This is a genomic window from Actinomadura spongiicola, assembly GCF_003432485.1.
Taxonomy (GTDB): domain Bacteria; phylum Actinomycetota; class Actinomycetes; order Streptosporangiales; family Streptosporangiaceae; genus Spirillospora; species Spirillospora spongiicola.
Genome location: NZ_QVNQ01000002.1, coordinates 160225 through 186622 on the forward strand (window position 1 = coordinate 160225; position 26398 = coordinate 186622).

20 protein-coding genes are annotated in these 26398 nt (G+C 70.7%); 12 read left to right on the forward strand and 8 right to left on the reverse strand.

Annotated elements, in window-relative coordinates:
* Window positions 1–68: 68 nt before the first annotated feature.
* The 5 genes from D0T12_RS05395 to D0T12_RS05415 all read left to right on the forward strand — a co-directional run bounded on the left by D0T12_RS05395 (window position 69) and on the right by D0T12_RS05415 (window position 5221).
* Entirely contained in the window at window positions 69–1442 is a 1374-nt protein-coding gene (locus D0T12_RS05395) for an ATP-binding protein (protein WP_117398200.1), read from the forward strand.
* On the forward strand, window positions 1439–2686 hold the full coding sequence (locus tag D0T12_RS05400) for a tetratricopeptide repeat protein (protein WP_158581418.1): 1248 nt from the start codon (window positions 1439–1441) through the stop codon (window positions 2684–2686). The genes D0T12_RS05395 and D0T12_RS05400 overlap by 4 nt, the downstream gene beginning before the upstream one ends.
* 109 nt (window positions 2687–2795) lie before the next feature.
* Window positions 2796–3137, forward strand: a complete 342-nt coding sequence (locus D0T12_RS05405) for a hypothetical protein (RefSeq protein WP_117398204.1) — start codon at window positions 2796–2798, stop codon at window positions 3135–3137.
* 9 nt (window positions 3138–3146) lie between these two features.
* Window positions 3147–3812: a dienelactone hydrolase family protein gene (locus D0T12_RS05410; protein ID WP_117398206.1), complete on the forward strand. Its 666-nt coding sequence runs from the start codon at window positions 3147–3149 to the stop codon at window positions 3810–3812.
* Window positions 3809–5221 carry an RtcB family protein gene (locus D0T12_RS05415; protein ID WP_117398208.1) on the forward strand — a complete coding sequence of 471 codons (1413 nt, stop codon included), beginning with the start codon at window positions 3809–3811 and terminating at the stop codon, window positions 5219–5221. Before D0T12_RS05410 ends, D0T12_RS05415 begins: the two co-directional genes overlap by 4 nt.
* A gap of 164 nt (window positions 5222–5385) precedes the next feature.
* Here D0T12_RS05415 and D0T12_RS05420 read toward each other — a convergent pair whose 3' ends face one another.
* The 3 genes from D0T12_RS05420 to D0T12_RS05430 are packed head-to-tail and all read right to left on the reverse strand — an operon-like array spanning window position 5386 to window position 8647.
* A complete protein-coding gene (locus D0T12_RS05420) occupies window positions 5386–6804 on the reverse strand; it encodes an archease (RefSeq protein ID WP_117398210.1) in 1419 nt (472 codons plus the stop codon).
* A gap of 35 nt (window positions 6805–6839) precedes the next feature.
* Window positions 6840–8048: an epoxide hydrolase family protein gene (locus D0T12_RS05425; protein ID WP_233525856.1), complete on the reverse strand. Its 1209-nt coding sequence runs from the start codon at window positions 8046–8048 to the stop codon at window positions 6840–6842.
* Window positions 8049–8062: 14 nt separating this feature from the next.
* Entirely contained in the window at window positions 8063–8647 is a 585-nt protein-coding gene (locus D0T12_RS05430) for a putative glycolipid-binding domain-containing protein (protein ID WP_117398926.1), read from the reverse strand.
* A 157-nt stretch (window positions 8648–8804) separates the two neighbouring features.
* Between D0T12_RS05430 and D0T12_RS05435 the strand changes: the two genes are divergently transcribed.
* Together D0T12_RS05435 and D0T12_RS05440 are read left to right on the forward strand one after the other, a co-directional pair.
* The gene (locus D0T12_RS05435) at window positions 8805–9362 is read left to right on the forward strand and encodes a hypothetical protein (protein ID WP_117398214.1); all 558 of its coding nucleotides are present in this window, start codon (window positions 8805–8807) and stop codon (window positions 9360–9362) included.
* Between the two features lie 8 nt (window positions 9363–9370).
* Window positions 9371–9823, forward strand: coding sequence for a VOC family protein (locus D0T12_RS05440; protein WP_117398216.1), 453 nt, complete (start codon window positions 9371–9373; stop codon window positions 9821–9823).
* Between the two features lie 386 nt (window positions 9824–10209).
* Here D0T12_RS05440 and D0T12_RS05445 read toward each other — a convergent pair whose 3' ends face one another.
* A complete protein-coding gene (locus tag D0T12_RS05445; protein ID WP_117398217.1) occupies window positions 10210–10839 on the reverse strand; it encodes a 3-oxoacid CoA-transferase subunit B in 630 nt (209 codons plus the stop codon).
* A complete protein-coding gene (locus D0T12_RS05450; protein ID WP_117398219.1) occupies window positions 10839–11588 on the reverse strand; it encodes a CoA transferase subunit A in 750 nt (249 codons plus the stop codon). Before D0T12_RS05450 ends, D0T12_RS05445 begins: the two co-directional genes overlap by 1 nt.
* A gap of 94 nt (window positions 11589–11682) precedes the next feature.
* Between D0T12_RS05450 and D0T12_RS05455 the strand changes: the two genes are divergently transcribed.
* Genes D0T12_RS05455 through D0T12_RS05465 form a run of 3 tightly spaced genes read left to right on the forward strand, consistent with a single transcriptional unit; the run spans window position 11683 to window position 14712 of the window.
* A complete protein-coding gene (locus D0T12_RS05455; protein ID WP_199487312.1) occupies window positions 11683–13095 on the forward strand; it encodes an IclR family transcriptional regulator domain-containing protein in 1413 nt (470 codons plus the stop codon).
* A 55-nt stretch (window positions 13096–13150) separates the two neighbouring features.
* Window positions 13151–14218, forward strand: coding sequence for a maleylacetate reductase (locus tag D0T12_RS05460; protein WP_233525857.1), 1068 nt, complete (start codon window positions 13151–13153; stop codon window positions 14216–14218).
* 50 nt (window positions 14219–14268) lie between these two features.
* Window positions 14269–14712 (forward strand): SgcJ/EcaC family oxidoreductase, encoded by a 444-nt coding sequence (locus tag D0T12_RS05465; protein ID WP_199487313.1) that lies wholly within the window; start codon window positions 14269–14271, stop codon window positions 14710–14712.
* Window positions 14713–14775: 63 nt separating this feature from the next.
* Here D0T12_RS05465 and D0T12_RS05470 read toward each other — a convergent pair whose 3' ends face one another.
* Both D0T12_RS05470 and D0T12_RS05475 read right to left on the reverse strand, forming a co-directional pair.
* The gene (locus tag D0T12_RS05470) at window positions 14776–15837 is read right to left on the reverse strand and encodes a S1 family peptidase (protein ID WP_147339401.1); all 1062 of its coding nucleotides are present in this window, start codon (window positions 15835–15837) and stop codon (window positions 14776–14778) included.
* A gap of 211 nt (window positions 15838–16048) precedes the next feature.
* Window positions 16049–17134, reverse strand: a complete 1086-nt coding sequence (locus tag D0T12_RS05475) for an amidohydrolase family protein (RefSeq protein ID WP_147339402.1) — start codon at window positions 17132–17134, stop codon at window positions 16049–16051.
* A 92-nt stretch (window positions 17135–17226) separates the two neighbouring features.
* On the opposite strand from D0T12_RS05475, the gene D0T12_RS05480 reads away from it, so the two are divergent.
* Entirely contained in the window at window positions 17227–17691 is a 465-nt protein-coding gene (locus D0T12_RS05480; protein ID WP_117398230.1) for a MarR family winged helix-turn-helix transcriptional regulator, read from the forward strand.
* Between the two features lie 53 nt (window positions 17692–17744).
* On the opposite strand, the gene D0T12_RS05485 is transcribed toward D0T12_RS05480, so the two are convergent.
* A complete protein-coding gene (locus tag D0T12_RS05485; protein ID WP_117398232.1) occupies window positions 17745–19355 on the reverse strand; it encodes a fibronectin type III domain-containing protein in 1611 nt (536 codons plus the stop codon).
* A gap of 391 nt (window positions 19356–19746) precedes the next feature.
* Between D0T12_RS05485 and D0T12_RS05490 the strand changes: the two genes are divergently transcribed.
* Entirely contained in the window at window positions 19747–26379 is a 6633-nt protein-coding gene (locus D0T12_RS05490) for an RHS repeat domain-containing protein (protein WP_233525911.1), read from the forward strand.
* The last annotated feature ends 19 nt before the right edge of the window (window positions 26380–26398 follow it).

Consider the following 26398-nt stretch of genomic DNA (forward strand, 5'->3'; position numbering starts at 1 on the left):
CCGCGGCCCTGACCGTGTCATCATCGCCAGTGAGCATTTCTGTCATCTCGGGATGGAAGGCCGGCACTGTGACGGATCGGGGATCGTTGGACGCGCTGCGCGAGGCGGTGCGGGTGTCACCGGACAATCTGCCCCTGCGGCGCCATCTGGCCGAACAGTTCCTGGACGCGGGGCTCCTCATGGACGCCGAGAACGCGTTCCGGGAGGCGCTCGCCCTCGCGCCCGGTGACGCCGACCTCGCGACGGGCCTCGCCGAGGCGTTCCTCCGGCAGGGCAAGAACGGCGCGGCGATCTCCGCCCTGGCGCGGGTCGGGCCCGGGGAGGGCCCGCCGAAGGCCGGGCTCGTCGTCGCCAGGGCGCTGGCCGCCGAGGGTGACGTGGCCGCCGCCCGACCGCGGTACTGGGAGGCCGTCGCCCGTGACTCCTCGCTCGCCGACGCCGAGTTCGAGACGAGGCTCGGCCTCCCGCCCGGCCACTCGCTGGGGCCCGAACCCGCCATGGCGCACGCGCTGGAGGACGTCCCGTCCTTACCGAGCGGGCCGTTCACGGGTCCGGGCTCGGGCGCGGAGAAGGGATCCTCGACGGTCACGTTCGCCGACGTGGCCGGAATGGAGCAGGTCAAGCAGTCCTTACGGATGAAACTGCTGCTGCCCGTCCAGCAACCGGAGCTGTTCGCCGCGTACGGCAAACGCGCGGGCGGCGGCGTCATGCTCTACGGGCCGCCCGGCTGCGGGAAGACCCACCTGGCGCGGGCCGCCGCCGGGGAGTTGGGCGCCGCGTTCATGAGCGTCGGACTGTCCGACATCCTCGACATGTACATCGGGTCGAGCGAACGGAATCTGCACTCGACGTTCGAGGCGGCCCGCAGAAACCGTCCGTGCGTGCTGTTCTTCGACGAGGTCGACGCGCTCGCCGCGCGCCGCGCCGACATGAACCGCGCCCACAACCGGCAGATCGTCAACCAGTTCCTCGCCGAGATGGACGGCGTGGAGGGCGGCGCCAACGAGGGCGTGCTGGTCCTCGCCGCCACCAACGCGCCCTGGTACGTCGACGCCGCGTTCCGCCGTCCCGGCCGATTCGACCAGTTGGTGTTCGTACCGCCGCCGGACGCGCCCGCCCGCGCGGCGATCCTTGCGCTGCTGTGCCGCGAGGTGCCGCTGGACGAGTTGGACTTCCGCGCCGTGTCCGAGGCCACCGACGGCTTCGCGGGCGCCGACCTCAAGGGCGTCGTCGACCGGGCCGTCGAGGCGAAGTTGCAGGCGGCGATACGGGTCGGACGTCCGCTGCCGCTGTCCACCGCCGATCTGCTCGGCGCGGCGCGTGCGGCCCGTCCGACGGCGGTCGCCGAGTGGATGGGCACGGCCCGCAACTACGTCATGCACGCCAACGAGAGCGGCGTGTGGGACGAGTTGCTGCCGTGGTTCGGGGGCAAACGCCGGTGAGCGCGGCACCCGGCGCGGAGCATCTCGCGGAACGGGCGCTCCTGTTATTGGACCTGCGCCGTCCCGCCGACGCCGAACGGGAGGTGCGCAAGGCCCTGGCCGGTGACCCTGACAACGTCGACCTGCACCTGATTCTCGCTCGGGCGCTGTCCCGGCGGGGCGACACGACCGGGGCGCTGGACGCGGTGAACCATGCGATCGGCCTGAATCCGGGCTTCTGGTACGGCCATTGGGTCGCCGGTGACGTGCTGTCCCACGCGGCCCGCGAGCGGGAGGCGCTCGTGGCCTTCCACAACGCCCTCGCCTGCGACGCGGAAAAGCCGCTGATCTACGAGGGGATCGCCCGTGGTCATTATGTGCTCGGTGAGTGGCGGCAGACCGTCCAGGCGGCGGAGCGGGGACTGCGGCTGGAGCCGGACGACCTCTTCCTCCACGAGATCATCGGCTGCGCCTTCAGTAAATTGGGCGATCACGCGCGGGCGTGCGAGCACGCGGCGCGGGCGTTGCGGATCGACCCCGAGAGCGCGAGCGCCCACCGCACCTACGGGATGGTCGCCCGGGACGCGGGTGACCGCGAGGCCGCGATCGAGGCGTTCCGCGAGGCGATGCGCCTCGCGGAGGACCCGCGGTACGCGGCGGACCTCCTGGTCCATGCGACCAGAAGTCGTAACCCGCTGCACAGCCTGGACGGCGCGCTGTGGCGGGTGCGGCTCCTGCCGCGCCGTCGGCTCGTGTGGTGGTTGCTCGCGCTGCCGTTCGCGCCGTGGTTCCTGTTCATGGCCCTGGTCACCCTCGGGTTCTGGGTGAACGCGGTGGCGCTCGCCGTGACCACGCTGTGGATGCGTCGCGATCCCCTGCTCCGGCGGCTGCTGCACGACGACGAGGTCCGATCGGCGCGGATCGCCCTCGGTGCCCTCGGCGGCGGGGCGGTCCTGCTCGGGACGTCCGCGGCGCTCTGGTCGCCCACACTCCTGCCCTCGGGGATCGCCGTCCTCGCGCTGGTCGTCCCCGTCCAGGAGGCGGGAGGGCTCACCCGCCCGGGTCACCGGCTGTTCCTTCGGGTGGCAGGGCTGCTCGGTGTGGTCATCGCGGTCTTCACGGTGCTGGCGTTCGCGGCGCCGCACCTCGAGTGGGTCTTCACGGCGATCTTGCTGACGGGTTACGTGGCCTTGGGGTCGATCTGGCCCACGATGATCGTCACGGGACATCGGTACCCACCGGCGGGTTCCGGGGCGCGGATTTGATCCGTGGAATGGGTATCCCCGTGCCATGGGTATGGGCATTCTTCTTCGTGTACTCGTGGCCGGGGGGTTGGCTGCGGACGCCATCATTCACTGGCGGTTCGCTCCTGACATGGCGCCCGGACCCAACACTCCGAGCGGCACCATCCCCGGAGACGACCTCTTCCGCGCTCAGGCCGTGGCGGCCGCCGTGGCGGGCCTGCTCGTCCTGTTCTGGGCGCGCCGCTGGACGTACGCGCTCGCGTTCGTCGTCGCGGCGAGCGCCGCCGGGGCCGTGCTGCTCTACTACTACGTCGATTTCGGACGGCTCGGTCCAATTCCGCGTATGTACGACCCGTCCTGGTACGCCGACAAGACGATCAGTCTGGTGGGGGAGGCCGTGGCCGCGATCGCCGCGTTGATCGGGTTCTTCACCGTCCACCGGAAACGGAATGCCGGGCAGGCCGACGGGTAGTCCGGCGGTATGAACACCGCAGAAGTGACGATCGACCTTCAGGGCGCGGCGCTTCCGGGTGATCTCGCCCTGCCGGACGAGCCGCTCGGCGTGGTGCTCTTCGCGCACGGCAGCGGCAGTTCCCGGCGCAGCCCGCGCAACCGGGCCGTCGCCGCCGGTCTCAACGAGGCGGGCATCGGCACCCTGCTGTTCGACCTGCTCACCGCGCACGAGGACGAGACCGACGCCTTCACCGGCGAGTTCCGCTTCGACATCGACCTGCTGACGCGGCGGCTCACCGGCGCGGTCGACCGGGTCGCCGGCGCGCCGCCGACCGCCGGTCTCCCGATCGGGCTGTTCGGCGCGAGCACGGGAGCCGCCGCCGCGTTGCGGACGGCCGCGGAACGTCCCGAACAGGTCAGGGCCGTGGTGTCGCGGGGCGGCCGCCCCGACCTCGCGGGCGCCGCGCTGGAACGGGTCGCCGCGCCGGTCCTGCTGATCGTCGGGGCCCGCGACCCGCAGGTGCTGTCCCTCAACGACGAGGCGGCGGGGCGGATGCGGGGCGCCGTCCACCGACTGGAGATCGTGGCGGGGGCCTCGCACCTGTTCGAGGAGCCCGGCACGCTGGAGCAGGTCACCGCGATGGCCGTGCGCTGGTTCGACCAGTACCTGGCCCGACACGCCACCGTGCCATGACCGTGGTGCAGGACGGCCCGTACCGGTTCCGGATCGAGCCGTCCGGGGCGATGCGCGTTCCCGGTGTCGTGTTCGCCTCGCGGGAACTGCTCAGCACCGCCGACAACGCGATCGGGCAGGTCGCGAACGTCGCCGCGCTGCCCGGGATCGTGGACGCGTCGTACGCCATGCCGGACGTGCACCTCGGATACGGGTTCGCGATCGGCGGCGTGGCGGCCACCGACCCACGCGACGGCGGCGTGGTCTCTCCCGGCGGCGTCGGGTTCGACATCTCCTGCGGGGTCCGGCTCATGGCGGCCGACATCGACGCGGCGGACCTCGCACCCGTCCTGGAGGACGTGATGGACGGTCTCGACCCGGCCGTCCCGCGCGGCATGGGACGCGGCGCCGTCTGGCGACCGTCCGGCCGGGAGGAGCTGACCGGCATCCTCACCGGGGGCTCGCGGTACGCGGTCCAGCGCGGCCACGGCGACGAGCGTGACCTGCTGCGCTGCGAGGACGGCGGCGCCGTCGCCGACGCCGACCCCGGGCAGGTCGGCGAGCGGGCCGTGGAGCGCGGCGCCGGGCAGGTCGGCAGCCTCGGCTCCGGCAACCACTTCCTGGAGGTGCAGCGGGTCGCCGAGGTGTACGACGCGGACGTCGCGGCGGCGTTCGGGCTGAGCGGGGACCAGATCTGCGTGATGATCCACTGCGGGTCGCGGGGGCTCGGGCACCAGATCTGCACCGACCATGTCCGCGCGATGGAGGCGCGGATGCCCCGGTACGGCATCGAGGTCCCGGACCGGCAGCTCGCCTGCGCGCCGGTCGACTCGCCCGAAGGTCGCGCCTACCTGGGCGCCATGGCGGCGGCCGCCAACTACGCCCGCGCCAACCGGCAACTGCTCGCGCAGGCGGCGCGGCGGGTGTTCCGGCGGGCCGCCGGAGCGCGCCTCGACCTGGTCTACGACGTGTCCCACAACCTCGCCAAGATGGAGGACCACGACGTGGACGGCGGGCGGCGGCGCCTGTGCGTGCACCGCAAGGGGGCCACCCGGGCGCTGCCGCCCGGCCATCCCGACCTGCCGCCCGACCTCCGCGAGGCGGGCCAGCCGGTGCTGATCCCGGGGACGATGGGCACGGCGTCGTACGTCCTCGCCGGGGTCCCGGACGGGCGGGCGTTCTACTCCACGTGCCACGGGGCCGGACGGACGCGGAGCCGCCACCAGGCCGCACGCGGCGTCGACGGCAGGACGCTGCGGGCCCGGATGGAGGCGGACGGCATCGCCGTGCGCGCCTCGTCCTGGCGGGGCCTGGCGGAAGAGGCCCCGGACGCCTACAAGGACGTGTCCGCCGTGGTCGAGGCCGGTGAGGGCGCCGGGCTCTGCCGCAAGATCGCCCGCCTGGAACCGGTCGGCGTCGTCAAGGGCTGACCGTCTCACGTCGATCGTGCCTCTGTGGGACCAGCCCTCCCGCCGCCGAGTCGCGCCTTTAGCGCGATTCGTGCAGTGACACGGCCGTCGTGGTCGGAGAGGGTGCGGGACTCTGCCGGAGGATCGCTCGCCTGGGAACCGGTGGGGGCGTTACGGGGTGACCGTCACACGTCGATCGTGACCGCGCAGGACCAGGCTTCGGTCGCGGAGTCGCGGGTCAGGCGTAGGTCGTGCAGGGACACGGCCTTGGGTATCGCGCCGATGGCGGTGGCCTCCGTCGCGTCGCCGACTTTCAGCCGGGCCGTGAGCCCGCCGTCGGGAGCCGTGGTGATCTCTGTGTCGAGGACCAGTTCGCCGTGGACCTCCAGCCGGTAGATCACGTCGTCGAGGACGGCGACGAGCAGGTCCGCGTCCGGCTCCGGCGGGACGTTCAGGACGGCGGTGCGGTGCGGCCGGAGGCCGGCGGTGTCGGCGAAACTTCCGACCAGTCCGGACACGGCTTCGGCGACGCATTGTTCGCGTGTCGGAGCCCATGCCTCGATCCGCAGGTCGGCGGTGTGCGGAACGCGGCGGTGCCCGCGACGCGCCCGCAACCGGCGCCCGCGAGCCTTTTCGGCGGGCCAGACGGTACGCCTGCGGCCGTCCTGCCACTGGACGGTGAGCATCTGGTGCCCGACCTGGGCGCCCGACGCGTCCAGTTCGAACCGGCCGAACATGGTCGTGCACGTCAGCGTGGCGGCCGCTGCTCGGAGGGATTGGTCGTCGAGGTCACCGGCGTCTCGGGCGCACCTGGATGCGATCAGCCCGGCCGCGAACGCCTGGGCCGCCGGATATGGCGGGTGGGTGCCCGTCGACGCGATGTAGTTCCGGACGAACCATTCCGCGTCCGGGCCTTCGTCCGGTTCCCAGGCGTCCTCCGCCAGCCACTGCGCCGGGCCGATCAGCCCTTCTCGCGCTACGTCCAGCACGTTCTCCTCGCCCGCGCCGACCAGGACGCACGCCCGCCACGGCCGCTCCGGCAGTAAGCGCGCGGCGGCGCGCTCGTCCGCGAACCCGGCGGCGATCATGACCGCGTCCGCCTCCGGGGCGTCCCGGACCGCCTCCTCCGCCGACCCGGGCGCGAACCCGGCCCGCCGGACCGTCAGGCCCCGGCGGGTGGCCGCGCGTTCGGCTCCGGCCGCGACGTCACGTCCGAACGCGGTCTCCCCGTGCAGGACGGTCACCGACGCGATCTCCCGGTACAGCAGTTCGACCGCGCCCGTGAAATACGACGAGCACGGCGACAGCACGCTCACCACATGGGCATGGCGGCTCAGCCGGTCGCCCGCCCCGCCGTGATTCCAGATCAGCCGGTCGGTCCGCCGGGCCAGCGCGACCGTAGGCCCGGTTCCGTAGGGGCCGAACAGCAGGTCGGGGCGCTCCTCCAGGGCCCCGGCCACTGCCCGGGCCACGTCCGGTGCCGAGTCGTGGACGCTCAGCTCCACCCGTCCCGCCGAGCGGGCCCACAGGCGCAGAGCCGCCGCGCCCGCCCGTCCGAATTCGGCGAGCGGCCCCGAGAGCGGCGTCACCAACGCGGCGCGCATCCCCGGACCGTTCCCCGCACTCCGCCGCGCAACCGCTACCGAAGGCTCCGGAACGTCCGCCGCAGATCGTCGACCCATTCACCGGGAATCTCCCAGGGAATGAAATGGCCGCCCTTGTCGTGCACGGTGAGATTGACGTGGTTGTACCAGGCGGCGCGGTCGCTGTCGAGGAAATGCCGAACCCGGTCGGCGGTGCTCACGCCCGGCGGATTCTCGTAGCCGACGAAAGTGATGCCGGTGGGCGCCTCGACGACCGGCCACCGATCGTGCGACGGCGTCCACGGATACCGGTTGTTGTTGGCGTAGGTGCGGATCGACGTGCCGATCGAATTCGTCACCCAGAAGATCATCGCGTGGGTGAGCAGGTCGTCCTTGGAGAACACGGACTCGATGTCGCCGTCGTTGTCGCTCCAGCTCACCCACCGCTGGAGGATCCAGGCGAGCATCCCGGCGGGGGAATCGGACAGGCCGTACGCCAGGGTGCTCGGGCCCAGCACATGCGCGGCGAGATGGGCGGCGAACCGCTTGTCGAACGCGACGACCTGGGCGCGGACGTCGGCGGGCATGCCGTCCGGAATGGGCCGTCCGCCGCTGAAGTCCCAGGCCCGGTCACCGTTGAAGAAGTCGAGCCGCAACCCGGAACCGATATGGATGCCGTACAACTCGTCGGCGTACTTGTGGCCGAGCTGCCCGGTGACGAGGGCCCCGACGTCGCAGCCCGCCGCGGCGTACCGCTCGTGGCCGAGGACGCCGGTCATGAGCGTGTGCCAGAGGTCGGCGACCTTCCAGTAGTTCATGTCCGGGTGGTTCGGCAACGGCCCCGAGAACCCGAACCCCGGGAACGACGGGACGATCACGTCGAACGCGTCGGCCGGGTCGCCGCCGTGCGCGCCCGGGTCGGCCAGCGGGTCGATGACCTTGGACCAGTGCCAGAACGTCCAGGGCCAGCCGTGCGTGAGGATCAGCGGCACCGGCGCGGGCCCGACACCCGCCCTGCGCAGGAAATGCACCGGCACACCGTCGACGCCGACACGGTGGTGCTCGTAGGCGTTGATCGCGGTCTCGGCCTTGCGCCAGTCGTACCCGTCCCGCCAGTACCCGACGAGTTCCTGAAGGTAGGCGCGGTTCACGCCGTAGTACCAGTCGTCGTTGCCGACGTCGTCGGGCCAGCGGGTCGAGTCCAGCCGCGCCCTGAGATCGACGAGCACGGCGTCCGGCACACGGATCGGCCAGGCGGAAGTCACGATCATCTCCTTGGTCAGGGCGTCAACGGATACCGGACCGCGAGCCCGGGATAGTCCACGACGAACCCTGACTCGTCGTAGACCAGGCGCGCGGCGAAATCGAAGGCCGGGGCGGCGTAGTCGAAGGACTGGCGCCCGTCGGTGTCGGCCACCCGCGCGTACGACTGGTCGAGGCGGCCGACGGTCAGATCGGCGGCCCGGACGTACACCGCCGGCGCGTCCGCGACCTCGCCGACGCCCAGCCGCAGCCGGTGCACGGGCAGCGCGTTCGTCACCGCGGACGATTCGAGATCGACGTCGACACACCCGTCGAGGGCCGGATCATGGCGGCCGTCCACCAGCCACCGACCGTCGGGCGCCTTCTCCAGAACCACCTCGCCGTCTCCGTGCGGGTGACGGACACGGGCCCGCCGCGCCCGCCACCCGTCATCGACCTCGATCACGTACTCCACGACCCAGGCCACGCCGTCCTCGACGGCCGTGGTCGTGCCGCGCAACGTCCGGCCGCCGGGCCCGTGGCTCGTCATAAGCACCTCGAAGCCGGCACGCGCGCCCCGATGCTCCCAGGCCGCGCTCACCGGAGGTTCGGCGAAGTCCATGGTCACCATCCTGGCATTCCGCTACCCCGCCCGGCGTAGCCGCGGGCCCTGCCCTGCGCCGATCGTCGTACCTCGAATGTCGTCGTCCAGGGGACGGCATCCGGACGCCGAGCCGCGATCGTCGGGGGTGACGGCACCTTGGAAGGGACGTGACGACATGACGGCGACCAGAACCGTGCGGCGCACCGGCGCCTGGTTCGACCTCGGGCGGCGCTGGCGCAAGACGGTGCTGGTCACGCACATCGTGTCCGCCGGGGCGTGGATCGGGATCGACGTGATGGTCGCGGTGCTCGTGCTGACCGGCAAGTACGGCACCGACGTCGAGGTGCGCGGGCTGGCTTACGAGGCCCTGGCGACGTTCGTCGTGTGGCCGATGCTGGGCAGCGGGCTGATCTGCCTGCTCACCGGCCTCATCCTGGGCCTGGGCACGCGCTGGGGCCTGCTGCGCTACTGGTGGGTGGCCGTCAAGCTCGTCCTGAACCTCGTCCTGTGCACGCTCATCCTGGTGGCGCTGCGACCGGGGATGGGGGAGGTCGGCGACTACGGCCGGGACCTGCCGGGCGGCGCGTCCGAACCCGCGGCGATCTCGGACCTGTTCTACCCGCCCGCCGTCTCCCTGACGGCGCTGACCCTCGCGACGGTCCTCGCGGTCGCCAAGCCCTGGGGCCGCATCCGCCCAGGCCGCCGTGCCCGCCGCGCCCGCGACGACGTATAACTGATCACATGGCACTGGGTTGGAAGCTGGTCATCGACAGCACGGACGCGTCCACGCTCGCGGACTTCTGGGCCGCGGCCCTCGACTACGAGGTGGAGGACCCGTCCCCGCTCATCGAGGGGCTCCTGGCCGCCGGTCGGCTCCCCGAGGACGCGGTCGTCGAACACCACGGCCGCAAGACCTTCCGCGGCTACGCCGCCATCCGCCACCCCGACGACCCGTTCGACGAGACCAGCGGTGTCGGCCAGGGTCGCCGCCTGCTGTTCCAGGACGTCCCCGAACGCAAGTCCGGCAAGAACCGCCTGCACATCGACGTCCACAGCGAGCCCGGTGGCCTGGACGCGCTCGTCACCCGCCTGGAGAAGCTCGGCGCGACCCGCGTCCAGGAATTCGACAAGGGCCCCGCCGGACACTGGTGGGTCATGCGGGACCCCGAGGGCAACGAGTTCTGCGCCGCCTGAGCACGACCGCCCGGCGGCGGCCGGGGTAATAAGCAGGAGCGCGGCAGGAACGGGGAGTCCGGGAAGATCGCGACGTTGGTGGCCGTGAGGTGGCCGTCGCGATCCTGGTCCGCGGGCGAGGGGACGGCGTTCCGGACGCTCGGGACGCCGTGACGGCGGCGCCTCGGGCGTCGTTCGTCCTCGGGGGTCGGGCGTCGTCCCTCCTCGGGGTGGTTCGGGTCCGCGAGCACGGGATCCACGGCGGGGACTTCGCGGCGCTCGACCGGGTGGTGACGCGTGACGCCGCGAACGTACCGGCACCGCCCACTCCCGCGCGGACGGTGGCGCCGCGGGCATGGACGGGCCGGTCGACGGCGGACCGGGCTGAGCGTGCTCGTCACTTCGGGTCAGGTGATGAGAGGGGCGGCGGTACGGGACACGACCTCGTCGACGGTGACGCCGGGGGCGGTCTCGACCAGGGCGAGGCCGGACGGGGTGACGTCCAGGACGGCGAGATCCGTGATGATCCGGTCGACGCAGGCGCGGCCGGTGAGCGGCAGATCGCACTTCTCCACGATCTTCGGGTCGCCCTTCTTGGTGGTGTGCGTGGTCAGCACGATCACGCGGCGGGCGCCGTGGACGAGGTCCATCGCGCCGCCCATGCCCCGGACCAGGGCGCCGGGCACCATCCAGTTCGCCAGGTCGCCCTCGGCCGACACCTGCATGGCGCCGAGGATCGCGGTGTCGATATGGCCGCCACGAATCATCCCGAAGGAGAGCGAGGAGTCGAAGTACGACGCGCCCGGCAGGACGGTGACGGTCTCCTTACCGGCGTTGATCAGGTCGGGGTCGACCCCGTCCTCGGTCGGGTAAGGCCCGACGCCGAGGATGCCGTTCTCCGAGTGCAGGACGACCCGCACGCCCGGCGGCACATGGCCGGGGACGAGGGTCGGCAGCCCGATGCCGAGGTTCACGTACGAACCGTCGGTCAGTTCGGCGGCGGCGCGGGCCGCCATGTCGTCGCGGGTCCAGGCCATCAGGCGCGCACCGTCCTCTTCTCGATTCCCTTGGCCGCGGCCTGCTCGGGCGTCAGTTCCACGACCCGCTGGACGAACACGCCGGGGAGGTGCACCTCGTCGGGTTCGAGGGCGTCCACGAGCTCCTCGACCTCGGCGATCGTGATCCGGCCCGCCATCGCGGCGAGCGGGTTGAAGTTCCGGGACGCCTTGCCGAACACGAGGTTGCCGTGCCGGTCGCCGCGGCGGGCGCGCACCAGGGCGAAGTCGGTGCGAATGCCGCGTTCCAAAACGTAGGGGGTGCCGTCGAACTCGCGGACCTCCTTGGGCCGCGACGCCACCGCGACGGTCCCGTCGGGCCCGTACCGCCAGGGGAGGCCGCCCTCGGCGACGGGGGTGCCGACACCGGCGGGCGTGTAGAAGGCGGGGATGCCGCAGCCGCCCGCGCGGAGCCGCTCGGCGAGCGTGCCCTGCGGGATCAGCTCGACCTCGACCTCACCGGCCAGGTACTTGCGGGCGAACGTCTTGTTGTCGCCGATGTAGGAGCCGGTCACCCGGACGATCCGGCCCGCCTCCAGCAGGATGCCGAGCCCGCCGCCGTCGACGCCGCAGTTGTTCGACACCACGCTCAGCTCGCCGGGCCCGGCCGCGTGCAACGCCTCGATGAGGACGTTCGGGACGCCGCTCAGCCCGAACCCGCCCACCGCCAGCGACGCGCCGGCCGGAATGTCCGCGACGGCCGCCGCGGCGTTCGCCACCACCTTGTCCATGCCGGAATCCTGTTCGCCTAGTGAACTTTGCTTCATAATAGTGTCGTTGCAGTGTCCGTGGTCGCCCCCGGCCATGTCAACCGCTGGAGAGTTCATGCAGGAGGTCGGGCCGCTCAAACGCGGTCTGGAGATCTTGGAGGTCGTCGGCCGTGCCGGGGGGCCGCTGCGTCCCGCCGACCTCGTCGCGGAGTGCGGGCTGGCCCGCTCGACCGTCGACCGCGTGCTCAGCACCCTGACGGAGACCGGCTGCCTGCGCTGGCAGGGCCGTGATGTGGTGGCCACGCCTCAGGCTATGGACGTCGGCAACCTCTATCTGTCCGGCCTCGACCCCGAAGGGCTGCTCGCGGCCCGTGTCGCGCGGCTGGCCGACGAGCTCGGCGAGACCGTGCTGCTCGGCGTGCCCGACCGGGACGGCGTCCGCGTGGTGAGCCAGTCGCGTCCCGGCGGCTCCCTGGCGATCGCGGTCAGGGTCGGTGACCTGCTGCCCACCGGGCCCTCGCTCGACGACGAGTTCATCGAACCGGGGCTCGTCGCGGTCGCGACGCCCGTCCGGGCCGCGGTGGGGCCCCTCGTCTTGGTCGTGGTCGGCCACGCGGCGGCGTCCCTGCGCGAGCGGGTCCGGCCACCGGTCGCCGCGTGCGTCGCCGACCTGGAGCGGATTCCGGCGCGGCCGTCACCCCCGAACGGATACCGCGCCGCCGGTGAGAACGGCGACGTGAAGGCAAGGCTGGGGGCTCGGTTCCTCCAGTCGCTCGACCGGGGGCTGGCCGTCCTGCACGCCATCGGCACCCGGGCCGAGGGGCTGACGATCTCCGAGGCCGCCGCCGCGGCCGGGCAGGCCCGCGCCACCGCCCGCCGCGCGCTGCTGTCCCTCACCGCGCTCGGCTACGCGCGGGAGAGCGAGGGCCGGTTCGCGCTGCTGCCGCGTGTCCTCGACCTCGGATACCGGCAGGTGAGCGGGCTGACGTTCGAGGAGCTCGCCCGCCCGCATCTGCGTGATCTCGTGCTGCGGGTCCATGACTCGGCGTCGGTCGTGGTGCTGGACGGCACCGACATCCGCTACGTCGCCCGCGCGCAGGCGTCCCGCTTGATGCGGGTGGAGATCACCGTCGGGACCCGGTTCCCCGCGTACGCGACCGCGATGGGACGCGTCCTGCTCGCCGAACTGCCGAGCGCCGAGGCGTCCGAGCTGATCGCCCGTTCCGACCGGCGCGCCTTCACCGGCCGCACCATGACCGGCGCCGGCGAGTTGGAACGAGCCGTGGCCGTCGCACGCGACGACGGGTACGCCGTCGTCGACCAGGAGTTGGAAATGGGGCTCAGGTCCATCGCGGTGCCGATCCATGCCGCCGGACGGACCGTCGCCGCCCTCAACATCGCCGCGCCCGCCGCCCCCGAACCGGTCGAGGCCATGCGCGAGCGGCTGTTGCCCGAACTGCGCGCGACGGCACGGGACCTGGAGGCGGACGTGGCCGCGTTCACCCGCCACCAACCCCTGCCGCTCTGACCCGGCTGTACGGGTGCGTCTAACCTGTTCGTTGCTGACACCGGGAGGTAGCACCGTGGTGACCAACGAGCCGGGCGCGTCCGCCGCCGATATCGCCGTGCACGAGACCTTCGCCGTCCGCGTCCTGCTCGGGCGCGGCGCGTCCGACCGGATCGCCGACGAGGCCGCGCGGCTCGACGCGCGGCGGGTGCTGTTGGTCTCGACGCCGTCCGCCGCCGCGACCGCCGACCGTGTCGCCGCGGCGCTGGGCGAACGGCTGGCCGCGCGTTTCGGACGGCCCGTGAAACACGTGCCGGTCGAGGTGACCGCGCAGGCCATGGCGCTGGTCGGCGACGCGGACGCCGACTGCGTGGTCGCGATCGGCGGCGGGTCCGCGATCGGTCTCGGCAAGGCCGTGTCGCGCCGGACGGGAATGCCGCAGATCGCCGTCCCGACCACGTACTCGGGTTCGGAGGCGACCCCGACCGTGGGCGAGACGGAGAACGGTGTGAAGACCACCCACCGCGATCCGGCGCTGACGCCCGGCACGGTCGTCTACGACCCCGACCTCACGCTGACCATGCCCTCCGGTCTGACCAGGACCAGCGCCGTGAACGCGCTCGCGCACGCGGTGGAGGCCCTGTGGTCGCCGGACGCCACGATGATCACCGACGCGCTGGCCACCGAGGCCGCCGCGGGCGTCCTGAGCGCGCTGCCCGAGGTGCTCGCCGACCCGACCGGCCCGGAGGCCCGCGGCCGCCTCCAGTCCGCCGCGTGGCTGGCCGGGCTCTGCCTGTCGCAGATCCGGACGGGCCTGCACCACCAGCTCGCGCACGTTCTCGGCGGCGCCTACGACCTGCCGCACGCCGAACTGCACACGATGCTGCTGCCGCACGTGATGGCGTTCAACCTGCCGTCGGCGCCCGCCGCCGCGTCCCGGCTGGCCCGGATCGCCGGACGCGACCCGGTCGACGCGGTCGCCGAACTGGCCCGCGCCCACGAGGGCCCGACCCGCCTGTCCGACCTGGGCGTTCCGCGCGAGGACCTGCGCGGCGTCGCCGAGCGGGTGGCGGCGGCCCCGTACCCGAACCCCCGTCCCCTGACCCCCGACGCGGTCGAGGGCGTCCTCGACGAGGCGTGGTGACCCGCCGGACGCCTTGACCTCAAGCGAACTTGATGTTCGAGGGTGGTCCCATGAGCCCAACGGGTACTACCGATCAGGCGGAGATCGAGGCGATCGAGCAGCTGGTCGCAACGGTCGAATATGTTCAGAACAACGAGCTCACCGACGAATTCCTCGCCCTGTTCCGCGCCGATGCGATCTGGACGACCGGCGCGGGCAGACGTCTCTACGGCCTGGACGAGATCTCGGCGTTCACCCGCCAGGTGCTCCCCGGCGGGATGCGGGACATGACGGTCACGTTCGAGCTGGAACACGTGCTGTTCATCCGTCCCGACGTCGCCGCGGTCAAACTGCGCCAGCTCTACCAGACGCCGGACGGACCGGACGTCGGCACCCCGCTGTGGATCCTGGCGAAGGAGGACGGTCGGTGGCGCCTCACCGCCTGCCAGAACATGGCCGTGCCCGACGACGAGGTGGAGTCGCCGGACCGTCCCATCTTCGGCGCCGCCCGGTAAGCGATCGTGTCCGGACACGGATGTGGGGCCCCCGGTGAACCGGGAGCCCCACACGCGCGGTGATTACTTCAGGGTGAGGTTCTGGGTCTGCATGACCTCGTCCAGAGGCTGGTAGAACGACTCGAAGCCACTGGCGTTGCAGTTCTGGCTGCTGATGCCGGACGTCACTCCGATGGCGACGTTGCCGCCCTGGAGCGAGCCGCCGCTGTCACCGGGCTGCGCGCACGCGCTGGTCGCGATCAGGTCCCTGACCGCGCCCTGCTGGTAGTTGACGGTGCGCCCGTAGCCGCGGATCGCTCCGGACGTGGTGCCGGTGGTGGAGCCCTTCTTCTGGATCTGGGTTCCGACCGCCGGCCGTCCGACCTCGGTCAGCTGGGCGTTGTCCAGCTGCACCTGGCCGGAGCTGCGGAGCGTTCCGTAGTCGTCGCCGGGGAAGCTGCTGGCCTGCCGGTTGCCGACCACCTGGCCGCCCGCGGTCGTCCACCGCGAGCCGATGGCGGTGCAGTGCCCGGCGGTGATGACGTACTCGGTGCCGCCGCCGACGCCGATCGCCGACACCGAACAGCGCGAACCACTGGTGTGGATCGCGTCGCCGGGGCCGAGCGTCAGCTGCGGCGTCCCGTCCACCTGCTGGATCCGGACGGTCTCGCTCGTGGCGCGGACGCGCTTGAGCAGCGCCTTGGTGGCGGCGTCCTTGTCGCTCCTGGGAACGGTGACGATGACCGAGTTGGTCATGATGTCGACGCCCCAGGTCAGCCCGGTGGCCGCGGCGGTGCCCGCGAACCGGTCGAGCTTGTTCTTGGTGTCGGTCAACGGCTGCATGCCGTGCTTGACGATGCGGGCCTGGACCCCGGCGGCCCTGACCTTCTGGGCGGCGGCCGCGTTCGTGACGTTGATGACGAGGTCGCCGTCACCATCGACATAGGAGCCCGCGTGCTGGGAGGGGCCAAGCTGGCCGGTGACCCGGTCGGCCAGCTCGACGAGGGGGAGGTGTGCGCGCTGGACGGTCCCGACGGGCTGCGTCTGGGCCGTTGCCGGAACGGTCCCGAACACGGGGAGCGTGATCAGCGCCGCAGCACTCAACAGTGGGGGTACCACGCGTTTGAGGTGCGTTGCACGGTTCACTTGTGTCCACCTTTCGCCACCGTTCACCTGTAGGCGCCGGCGGCATCTCGGGGGTTGGCGGGGGGCTTGCCCTTATTCGCGAGAGCGCGCTGGTGCGAGCCACGTGAATAAAGGCGTCGCGTGGGAGCAAGGTACTTCGAGGAAACTGTTGACGACAGATTTCAAGCCGTAACTGAAATTTCAGTCCATCCTGAATGGCCATGAACCGCGTTCACCGGCCGATGCGTGCGGCGAGGCGCGGGAAAAGGCGCCGCGCGTTGCCGTTGTCGATGGCGCGGCGAGCGCGTTCGTCGAGTACCGGGTCCAGTTCGTAGGCCTCGGTGCCGCGCAGGACGTCTTCCGCCGAGATGGCGGGCCAGTCGGTGCCGAAGAGGACGCGGTCGGCTCCGACGATGCCGAGCAGGGTCGGCGTGGCGTACGGCGACATCGGCAGCGCGGTGTCGTAGTAGAAACGTCGCATCGCACGCCGCACCTTCTCGTCGGTGGTGGGGCTGCCCTTCAGCCGGCCCCAGCGCTCGGCGCGGCCCAGCATGTACGGCAGGTACCCGCCCGCGTGCGACAGGATGACGGACATGTGACGGTACCGTTCGAGGGTTCCGGCGGCGATGAGGCTGAGCGCGGTGCGGGTGGTGTCGGCCAGGAAGTCGACGACCCACTCGTCGATGTGCGGCACATCGACGATGCCCTTGGGTTGGAGCGGATGGGTGAACACCACCGCGCGGCGCCGGTCGAGTTCGGCGAAGATCGGCTCGAACATCGGGTCGCCGAGGTATTTCCCGTCGGCCGAGGTGTTGAGGAGGATGCCGTCCGCGCCGAGGTCGTCGAGCGCGTGGCCGATCTGCTGCACGGCGAGGTCGGGAAAGAGCATCGCCACGTTGGCGAAGAAGCCGAACCGGGTGGGAGTGTCACGGACGAGCCCCGCCATCGACTCGTTGCACACCTTGATTCCAGAGATGGCGAGTTCGCGCTTGTCCTTGAACGCCTCGGCGGGGATGGGGGCGGACGCGACTCCGGCCGCGATCCCGTTGTCGTCCATGAGGTCCAGGGCGTCCTCCAGGGTCCACTCGGCCCAGGGGGGAAGCTTGTCCTCCTCGATCAGCTTGTGCTCGATCGCCCACCTGCGCATCTCGTCCGGAACGGCGTGGTGGTGGGTGTCGATCCGGTCGGGTCGACGGTTGGGTCGGCGGCCGGGCCGCGGGCCGTCGGCGCCGGCGGGTAGAGCGGTGGCGGGTAGGGCGGCCGCGGCCATGGTCAGGGCGGACACCTGGAGGGCGCGGCGGCGGGACGTTTCGGGCATGGTTCTCCCCTTGCTGATCGAAGCGCCGCCCACACTTCTCTCCTGAGAAAGTCTCACATGAGAGTATATCAGCCAAGATCTATCATGAGCTCATGCTCGACGACCTGCTCGGACGGATGCTGTCCGAGGACGAGGACCCGGCGATCCGGCATGTGGGGCTCGGCCTGCTGCTGGCCACCGCGCACCACCGGAGCCGGGAGATCATGAACGAGGCGCTGCGCCCCGCGGGCATCGCCGTGCGCGGGCTCTCCATGCTGTTCGCGCTGGAGCTGTACGGGCCGTCCAGCCAGCGGCGCCTCATCGACGTGACGGGCATCGACAAGTCCACCATGGTCCGGGTCGTCGACGAGCTTGAGCGGGACGGGCTGGTCAGGCGGGAACGAGCGCCGACGGACCGGCGCGCCTACTCGATCACGCTGACCGCCGACGGCGAACGGGCCCTGGCGCGGGCACGGCGCGTCGCCGTCGAGGTGGGCGACCGGCTGTTCGGCGGCTACCGCCCGGACGAGCGGCGACAGCTCGTCGACCTGCTCCGGCGGCTCGCCGAACGTGACTGAGCCTGGACGGCACCGTCGAACGAACGGCGCCGTCCAGACCACCCGAGGTCAGGTCACCCAGCTTGCGCGGGGTCGCTCCGCGCGGAGCGGAAGCGGTTGTCGAACGGGTCGACGGCACGGACCGAGTAGGTGTGAGTACTCCCGGGCGCGAGGCCGGTGTCGGTGAAGGTGCGGCTCTTGAGGTCCCAGTAGGTGGACGTCTCGGTGACGGTGTGGACGACGGTGTTGTCGTCGCGGATGACCTGGTAGGTGAGTTGGGCGTTGTCCCTGTCCCAGGTCTGGGTCCAGTTGATGGTGAGGGTGCCGGTGGTTCCGTCCGGCTTGGTGACCGTGGGCTTGCGGACTGGTTCAGGCGGGTTGACGTCCTTGGCGACGGCCAGCGAGCCGAAGCGCGTCAGGCCCTGTTGCGGCTGCTGGTTCACGGTGGTGAAGTCGCCGCCGACCCACACGTACCTGCCGTCGTTGTCCATGGCGCGGGGCCCCTGGTTGTAGGCGGTGGCGCCGCCGTTGGTGGTGGGGAACCAGTGCAGGATCGGCGGGGTGTCGTACTGGGGGTCGGGGTTGGTGGGTTCGGCGAGAAGCCGCTGGTAGGTGTGGTTCGGGACACTATCGGGGAAGCCGCCGGGCTGGCTGGAACAGTTGTGGGCGTGGGAGCCGCTGTAAAGCAGGCCGTCCAGGATGGTGAGGGCCTGCGTGGCTCCCTCGCAGTTGTCGACCCAGCGCCGGGTGCCGTCGTCGATGTTGAGGGCCAGGCGACCGTCGAAGGTGCCTTCCCCGTTGGCGGAGGCGTAGACGGCCTCGCCGTCGGTGACCAGGTCGGTCACCCAGGAGCGGCGCTTGTCATCGAAGTACTCGACGCCGGTCTCCCAGGGCGCGCTCGTACCGGTGGCGTCGGTGCGGACGGCGGCGAGCCCGTGCGGTCCCCTGCCGTTGACGCGGTGGAAGTCGCCGCCGAGGATGATGCGGCCGCCGTCCGGTGCGGCGAGCATGGCGTGCACGCCGCGGTCGGCGGTGGGCGCCCAGCCGGTGAGCGCGCCGGTGGCGGCGGTGAAGGCGGCCAGGCGTTGGCGCGCGGTGCCGTCGACGGTGGTGAAGTAGCCACCGGCGTAGACGGCGTCGCGGGTGACGGCGAGCGTCTTGACGCGGCTGTTGAACTCGTGCCGGAACGTGGTGAGCGTGCCGGCCGGCAGATCGAACGAGGCGATCTTGCCGCGTCGCTGGTCGTTGATCTTGGTGAAGTCGCCGCCGACGTACAGCCGGGTGCCGTCCGGTGACGGCGCGACCTTCCAGACCGCGTCGCAGACCCACCGGTCGCCGCCGAGGTCGTCGCAGTCGGTCTGCGGTGTGCCGCTGTCGAAGGGCGTGCCCTCGACCTTGGGCGCCCAGGGCAGGGGCTCGCCGGTGGCCGCGTTGAAGGCGGCCAGGTTGTGGCGTACCTGCTCGCGCGGGTCGCCGGGATCGGCGCCGGGCGGACGGATGCGGTCGAAGTTCCCCCCGGCGTAGATGACGTCGCCGACGACCGCGAGCGACCACACCACGCCGTCGGTCTGCCACGTCGGCAGCGGATCCGCGGTGATCGTCACGGGCACGCCGGGCGGCGGCCTGGTGTCGGCGCCCGCGTGCGGCACGAGCATCGCCAGCGGCGATGCCGCCAGGGCGAACACCGCGGGCAGTCTTCGCCGTAATTGCGTCGTCGGTCGTGAACGGTTGCTGTAAGCCACGATCCGGCTTCCTTTCGTCCGCAGTGATCATCACATTTCGCTCCACCGCGGGCAAGATCTGAATGACCCATTTAGTGGTTTGCGGTCATCTCATTTGTTGATACGGGGGGCGCTTATCTCTGGTGCGCGCGGACGCTTTCGAATGACGGATGGTTGTCATGCTGTCCGAACTCGGACTTGACCTTGTGGCTGGCCTGCCGTTCTGTACTCGGCAACGCACGGTGACGGACCGCGAATATTGATGCTTTTTGCTCCTGATCGCATCGTCGATTGCGGTCGATGGTCGGCGTCCCGCGGGCGCCGTCCCCCTCGCTGCGGAAGGTGTGGTGACGTGATGGGCAGGCGGCGGTTACTGCGAACGGGACGTCCATTGCGGATCGTGGCCGCGGGGCTGGCGGTCACGTTGACGGCCGGACTGGCCACGGCCCCCGCCGCGCAGGCCGGTCTGCCGCTCTCCGGACGTCCGGAGGTCACCGACCGTGAGCGCAGGGTCGACGGCAAGCACCTGAAGGTCCGTCCCCGAGCGCAGGACCCCGCCACGCGATCGGAACCCGCGACCCGGGCGGCGTGGCCGAAGCCGGGGACGGCCGAGCTGGAGGCGTCGGGTCGCCAGGCCGGGCGTTCCGGGACGTCCCAGGGACTGGTCCGGGCGAAGGGTCTGCCGGTCGCGTTGGCGGCACCGGGCCCGGCGGCGGGCGGCGCACAGGCGGTTCCAGCGTTGAAAGGCCAGGTCAAGGTGGCCGTCCTGGACCGCGCGACCGCCCGGCGTGCCGGCGTCGAAGGCTTGATGTTCACCCTGGCACCGGCCGGTCAGGGCGCCTCGGGACGGGTCGGCGTCCGCGTCGACTACGCGGCGTTCGCGCAGGCGTTCGGCGGCTCCTACGGCACCCGGCTGCGTCTCGTCCAGCTGCCCGCCTGCGTCCTGTCCGCGCCGGCGAAGGCCGAGTGCCGGACCGCGACGCCGATCCCCACCCTCAACGACGGCGAGACCGAAACCCTCACCGCGGACGTGAACACGGACGCGCGGAACGGCCCGGCGGTGCTCGCGGCGGTCGCGGCGCCGGAAGGGCCACAGGGCGACTACTCGGCCACGAAGTTGACGGCGTCCGCCACCTGGGGGACATCCGGGAACACCGGTGATTTCAACTGGTCATATCCCATGAGGGTGGTTCCGGTCCCGAGCGGACTCGAACCTGAGATCGGCCTCAGTTACTCCTCGCAAAGCGTCGACGGCCGCACAGTGAACACCAACAGCCAGCCGTCCTGGGCCGGCGAAGGATTCGACTACTGGCCGGGTTTCATCGAGCAGCGATACAAGGCGTGCGCCGATGACGGCGCGCCCAAGAACAACCAGGGAAAGTCACCCGGCGACCTGTGCTGGGGCTACGAGAACGCGACCATCACCTGGAACGGCAAGGGCGGCGAGCTGGTCAAGGCCGCCGACAACACCTGGCGATTGAAGAACGACGACGGCACCCGGTTCGAGAAACTCACCTCGACCGAGACCGGCAATGGTGACCACGAGGGCGAGTACTGGAAGGTCACCACGACCGACGGCACCCGCTACTACTTCGGCCTCAACCGCCTTCCCGGGTTCGGCTCGGGCGGGCCCGAGACCAACTCGGCGTGGACGGTCCCCGTGTTCGGCGACGACGACCGCGAACCGTGCCACAAGGCGTCGTTCGCCGACTCGTGGTGCCAGCAGGCGTGGCGCTGGAACCTGGACATGGTCGTCGACCCCGACGACAACGCCGCCATCTACATCTACGAGAAGGAGATCAACCACTACGGCCGCAATCTCAAACCGGCCGACGCCACCCCCTACACCCGCGGCGGCTACCTCAAGACCATCGAGTACGGCCTCCGCGGCGACAACGTCTTCGCCGGCGCGCCCCCCGCCCGCATCGTGTTCGACAAGGCCGAACGCTGCATCCCCACCGACACCTTCGACTGCGCCCCCGCCAAGATCAAGACGAATCCCGAGCAGTGGCGGGACGTCCCGTGGGACATGAACTGCGACGCCGGAACCCGATGCGAGGACGGGCACGGCTCCACCTCACCCACCTTCTGGAGCCGCTACCGACTCAAGAAGATCACCACCGAGTACAACCGCGGGTCGGGCTGGGGATACCGCTCCATCGACTCCTGGACGCTGGACCACCGGTGGGGCGCCGTCACCGACGAACGCGACCTCCTCCTCAAGGAGATCCAGCACACCGGTAAGGCGGGCCCGACCGAAGCCGACGACATCGCGCTGCCCAAGGTCACCTTCACCCATGTCCCCAGGGCGAACCGGGTGGACCAGGCCGGGGACGGGTTGCCGTCCTACACCCGCTACCGCGTCGACAAGATCTTCGACGAGTCCGGTGGCGAACTGAACATCACATACTCGGGGCAGGATTGTGCCCGGACGTCGCTGCCGAAGCCGGAGAGCAACACCAGACGCTGCTATCCGCTGAAGTGGCATCTCCCGGACAGGACCGAGCCGCTCACCGACTGGTTCAACACCTACGTCGTCACCGGCGTGGTCCAGAGAGACCGCACCGGCCGTGCTCCCGACATGGCGACGCGTTACGACTACCTCGGCGGCGCCGCCTGGCACTTCGACGATGACGACGGCCTCACCCGGGAGAAGAACAAGACCTGGTCACAGTGGCGCGGCTACGACCACGTGCGGGTCACCGCCGGCAGCCCGGACAGCCCGTCCACGCGAACCGACTCCTACTACCTGCGCGGCATGGACGGCGACCGCGCCGGACCCGACGGCGGCACCAAGAACGTCACCGTCCCCGACGGTGAGGGCGGCACGATCGTCGACCACAACGCGTGGGCCGGATACAAGTACCGCACGGTCAACTACAACGGGCCGAGCGGTGACGTGGTCAGCAAGTCGGTCGACACACCGTGGCGGCACCAGACCGCGTCCCGGACGCGTGACTGGGGGACGGTCACCGCGAACCTCACCGGAACCGCGCGCAACCGTTCGTTCACCGCGATGGACAACGGCACCTGGCGCGAGACCCGCGTCGACAACACCTTCGACACCGGCGGCAACGGCGGCACGGACGTCCCCGTCGGCCGCATCACGATGAGCGACGACCTCGGCGACGTCACCGACCCCGCCGACGACCGCTGCACCCGCACGACCTACAAGGACAACACGTCCGACTGGCTCCTCACCTACCCCAACCGGGTCGACTCCGTCGCCGTCAAGTGCTCCGTCACCCCGGACCGGAAGACCAAGGAGGACGGTCAACCCGGTCAGGTGATCTCCGACGTCCGCACGTCCTACGACGGCAACGGCTGGAACACCCCGCCGACGCGCGGCAACGGCACCGTGGTGGAGCGCCTCGTCGCGCACGACGGCACCGAGCCCACCTACCAGCGGACCGTCTCCACCGCGTACGACCGCTACGGGCGGCAGACCGCGGTGACCGACGCCAAGGGCCAGGTCACCACCACGACCTACACCGACCAGGACGGACTCACCCGCCGCACCAGGGTGACCAGCCCCCGCACCGACCCGGGCGACCCCTCCACCGCGCACACCACCGTCACCGACTACGAACCGGCGTACGGCAGCCCGCTCACGAAGACGGACCCGGCGGGCAAACGCACCGACCTCGCCTACGACGCCCTCGGACGCGTCACCAAGGTCTGGTTCCCCGACCGCCCCAAGAGCCGCTTCACCCCCTCCGTGGAGTACAGCTACCAGGTCCAGGAAAACAAGATCGTCGCGATCGGCGCCCGGGACCTGAACGCGGCCGGTGAGCAACGGCCGCCGACCTACACGCTGTACGACGGGCTGCTGCGTCCCCGCCAGACCCAGATCCACGGCCCCGGCGGCGACAAGCTCGTCGCCGAGACGCTCTACAACAGCACCGGCAAGCCGCACCGCGTCTACGAGCCGTACTACGCCGACGGCGCTCCCAGCCCGTCACTGTGGGGCGCGACCACACCGTCCGACATCGAGAGCCAGACCGAGTACACCTACGACGGCCTCGGCCGCGTCACCAAACAAGCGCTGATCGACGGCGGCGGCGACGGCCCGCAACTGTGGGCGACGACCACCGGCTACGGCGGCGGCCGCGTCACCGTCGACCCGCCGACCGGCGGCACCCCGAGCGTCACCTACGCCGACGCCCGCGGCCAGATGACCGAGGTGCGTCACTACCACGCCGACTCCCCTACCGGCGACGACTACGACGTCACCCGCTACACCTACGCCCCCGGCGGCCAGGTCAAGACGGTCACCGGCCCGGTGAACAGCAAGGCGACCGGCGACCCCACCGCCACCTGGAAGTCCTACTACGACCAGGTCGGACGCAAGATCAAGTCCAACGACCCCGACAAGGGCGTCACCACCTACGCCTACGACGAGCTGGACCGGCTCACCACCACCACCGACGCACGCGGTCAGAAGGTCTCCACCCACTACGACCCGCTCGGCCGCGTCACCCGCACCACCGACGGCGCCGGGAACGTCCTGACCAGCAACGTCTACGACACCCTCGCCAAGGGCCAGCTGACGTCCAACACCCGCCGAGCCAGGGACCGCAGCGGAGCCGTCTCCGACTACACCTCGACCGTGGGCGGCTACGACGACCTGTACCGGCCGACCAGCACGACCGTGACGATCCCCGGCTCCGAGGGCGTCGGCACGCAGTTCACCTATGCCAGCACCTTCAACGCCGACGGCACCCTCAAGACCAGCACACTCCCCGCCGCCGGAGACCTGCCCGCCGAGACCATCACCCACGAGTACGACGACCTCGCCCGCCCGACCAAACTCAGAAGCACCCTCTCCAGCTACGTCACGGGCAGCACCTACTCACCCACCGGAAAGCCGCTCCAGTACGAGCTGTCCGCGGGGCAGAAGAAGGCCTGGCTGTCCTACCAGTACCAGGACGTCACCCAACGGCCGTCCAGGTTGCAGGTCACCCGCGAGGGCGCCACCGCCAGACCGGACCTCGACTCCACCTACTCCTACGACGACGCGGGCAACATCCGCCAGATCGCCGACGCCTCGCCCGCCGGGCAGGACACCCAGTGCTTCCGCTACGACCACATGCGCCGCCTCACCGACGCATGGTCACAGGGCGGGACCGGGTGCCCGTCCGGCGACGCCGAGCCCACCATCGGCGGTCCCGCCCCCTACCGCTTCCAATACAAGTACGCCACCGACGGCAGCCGTACCGACGAGAAGCAGTACTACAAGAACGCCAACGGAGACGTCCAGACGACCACCCGCTCCTACAAGTACGCCTCCGACCCGAACGTCACCGGCTACACCGGCCACCAACTCGCCGAGGTCGCCCAGACCGGCGGGAGCCCCTTCAGCGGCGCCGCGGGGAAGGAGACCTACGCCTACGACAAGACGGGCAACACCACCGCCCGGACACGCACCTTCACGGAGAACGGCGCCACCACAACCCGCACCCAGACCTTCGAGTACGACACCGAAGGCGAAATCAGCGCCATCAGCCAACAGCAGACCGGAAAGCCCGAGGAGAACCACGGTTTCGTCTACGACGCGGACGGGCAGCGCCTGATCAAACGGGACGCCACGGGCGTCACGCTGTACCTGCCCGGCATGGAGGTCAAACTCCCCACCGGCGCCACCCGTCCCACCGCCACCCGCTACTACGCCCACGCAGGCCAGACGATCGCCACCCGAACCGCCGCCGCCGGCGTCACCTTCCTGGCCCCCGACCACCAGGGCACGAGCCTGCTCACCATCGGCGCCACGGGCCAAGTCCTGGCGCAACGCCGCAGCACGCCCTTCGGCCAGGAACGCGGAACCACCGGCACCTGGCCCACGAGCATGGACAAGGGCTTCGTCGGCGGCACCAAGGACACCACGTCCCTCACCCACCTGGGCGCCCGAGAATACGACCCCAACACGGGACGGTTCACGACCGTCGACCCTGAATTCGACCTCGGTTGGCCGCAAAGCTGGAACGGCTATTCCTACGCGGACAACAACGTCCCCACCAGCGCCGACCCCACCGGAACGGACGGCCCGCTCACCGGCAACACCGAGTGCTATTACGCCAACAAGAACTGCGACGCCAGTCCCGCCCCACCCACCAGCGGATCCCCGGCACCCGCGCCGGTCAAGAAGAAAAAGAAGTGGTGGCAGAAGGCCGCGGGCGGAGCGACCAACGCCTTCAACGGCTTCGTGGACGGCGCCGTGAACTCGTTCACCGGCATCGTGGCCTTCCCAGGCCAGGTCAGCACCTCCATGGCCGGCGCCACGATGATGAACCACTGTGCTTCGAAGGGCTACGGGTCCGCCTGCGCGGCCACCGGCAAACCCCCGGCTCCCCCGGAGGTGCACGTACCGCTCGGCGGAGACCCCAAGACCAAGACCTACCGTGTCGGCAAGATCGTCGGCGAGATCATCGGCATTCCCACCCCCGGAGCCATCGGCCTTCGCGGTCTCAGAGCCGCCCCCAAGATTCCGCGCTTGATCAAGGCCATCGCGAACAACTTCCGGAAGAAGACCCCCCGAGACACCGCGGACAACGCCCAGCCGACCCTTCCCGCCAAGGTGTACGAGCCAGGCAGCCCCAGCCGCCCAGGCCCGGATCGCTCGCGGCAGCCCGACCTGCCGCCGGGAGCCGGAATCAGCCCGGGAGAGAAGCTGCGCCCCGGCAGGTACGAATTCATAGTCAGAGAAGACGGATCGCTTCGCGCGATGCACGATGATGACCTGGGCAGACTCGGTGCGGGACACGCCAGTCTCGCCGATCACGGGCCGGTTATCATGGCAGGGGTCTTCGATGTCAATAAGGTAGGGAAAATCGAATTCTTCCAGAATTTCTCGGGTCACTATTGGCCCAAGCAGCTGCCCGGTCACATGGATTTGGAAGAGATCTCGCGAGCTGCCTTTGCCAAGCATGGCCTGCCGGATCCCGAACCAAGGGCTTGGAAACCCTTCACGAGGTACCCGAGCAGTTCGTAGGTCTTGGACAGCAGTGAGG

Coding starts and splice junctions, on each gene's coding strand:
- D0T12_RS05465 (WP_199487313.1), top strand. CDS start 14,269: ATGAGCCCAACGGGTACTACCGATCAGGCGGAGATCGAGGCGATCGAG.
- D0T12_RS05410 (WP_117398206.1), top strand. CDS start 3,147: ATGAACACCGCAGAAGTGACGATCGACCTTCAGGGCGCGGCGCTTCCG.
- D0T12_RS05480 (WP_117398230.1), top strand. CDS start 17,227: ATGCTCGACGACCTGCTCGGACGGATGCTGTCCGAGGACGAGGACCCG.
- D0T12_RS05440 (WP_117398216.1), top strand. CDS start 9,371: ATGGCACTGGGTTGGAAGCTGGTCATCGACAGCACGGACGCGTCCACG.
- D0T12_RS05415 (WP_117398208.1), top strand. CDS start 3,809: ATGACCGTGGTGCAGGACGGCCCGTACCGGTTCCGGATCGAGCCGTCC.
- D0T12_RS05490 (WP_233525911.1), top strand. CDS start 19,747: ATGGGCAGGCGGCGGTTACTGCGAACGGGACGTCCATTGCGGATCGTG.
- D0T12_RS05475 (WP_147339402.1), bottom strand. CDS start 17,134: ATGCCCGAAACGTCCCGCCGCCGCGCCCTCCAGGTGTCCGCCCTGACC.
- D0T12_RS05455 (WP_199487312.1), top strand. CDS start 11,683: ATGCAGGAGGTCGGGCCGCTCAAACGCGGTCTGGAGATCTTGGAGGTC.
- D0T12_RS05420 (WP_117398210.1), bottom strand. CDS start 6,804: ATGCGCGCCGCGTTGGTGACGCCGCTCTCGGGGCCGCTCGCCGAATTC.
- D0T12_RS05445 (WP_117398217.1), bottom strand. CDS start 10,839: ATGGCCTGGACCCGCGACGACATGGCGGCCCGCGCCGCCGCCGAACTG.
- D0T12_RS05450 (WP_117398219.1), bottom strand. CDS start 11,588: ATGGACAAGGTGGTGGCGAACGCCGCGGCGGCCGTCGCGGACATTCCG.
- D0T12_RS05430 (WP_117398926.1), bottom strand. CDS start 8,647: ATGGACTTCGCCGAACCTCCGGTGAGCGCGGCCTGGGAGCATCGGGGC.
- D0T12_RS05405 (WP_117398204.1), top strand. CDS start 2,796: ATGGCGCCCGGACCCAACACTCCGAGCGGCACCATCCCCGGAGACGAC.
- D0T12_RS05435 (WP_117398214.1), top strand. CDS start 8,805: ATGACGGCGACCAGAACCGTGCGGCGCACCGGCGCCTGGTTCGACCTC.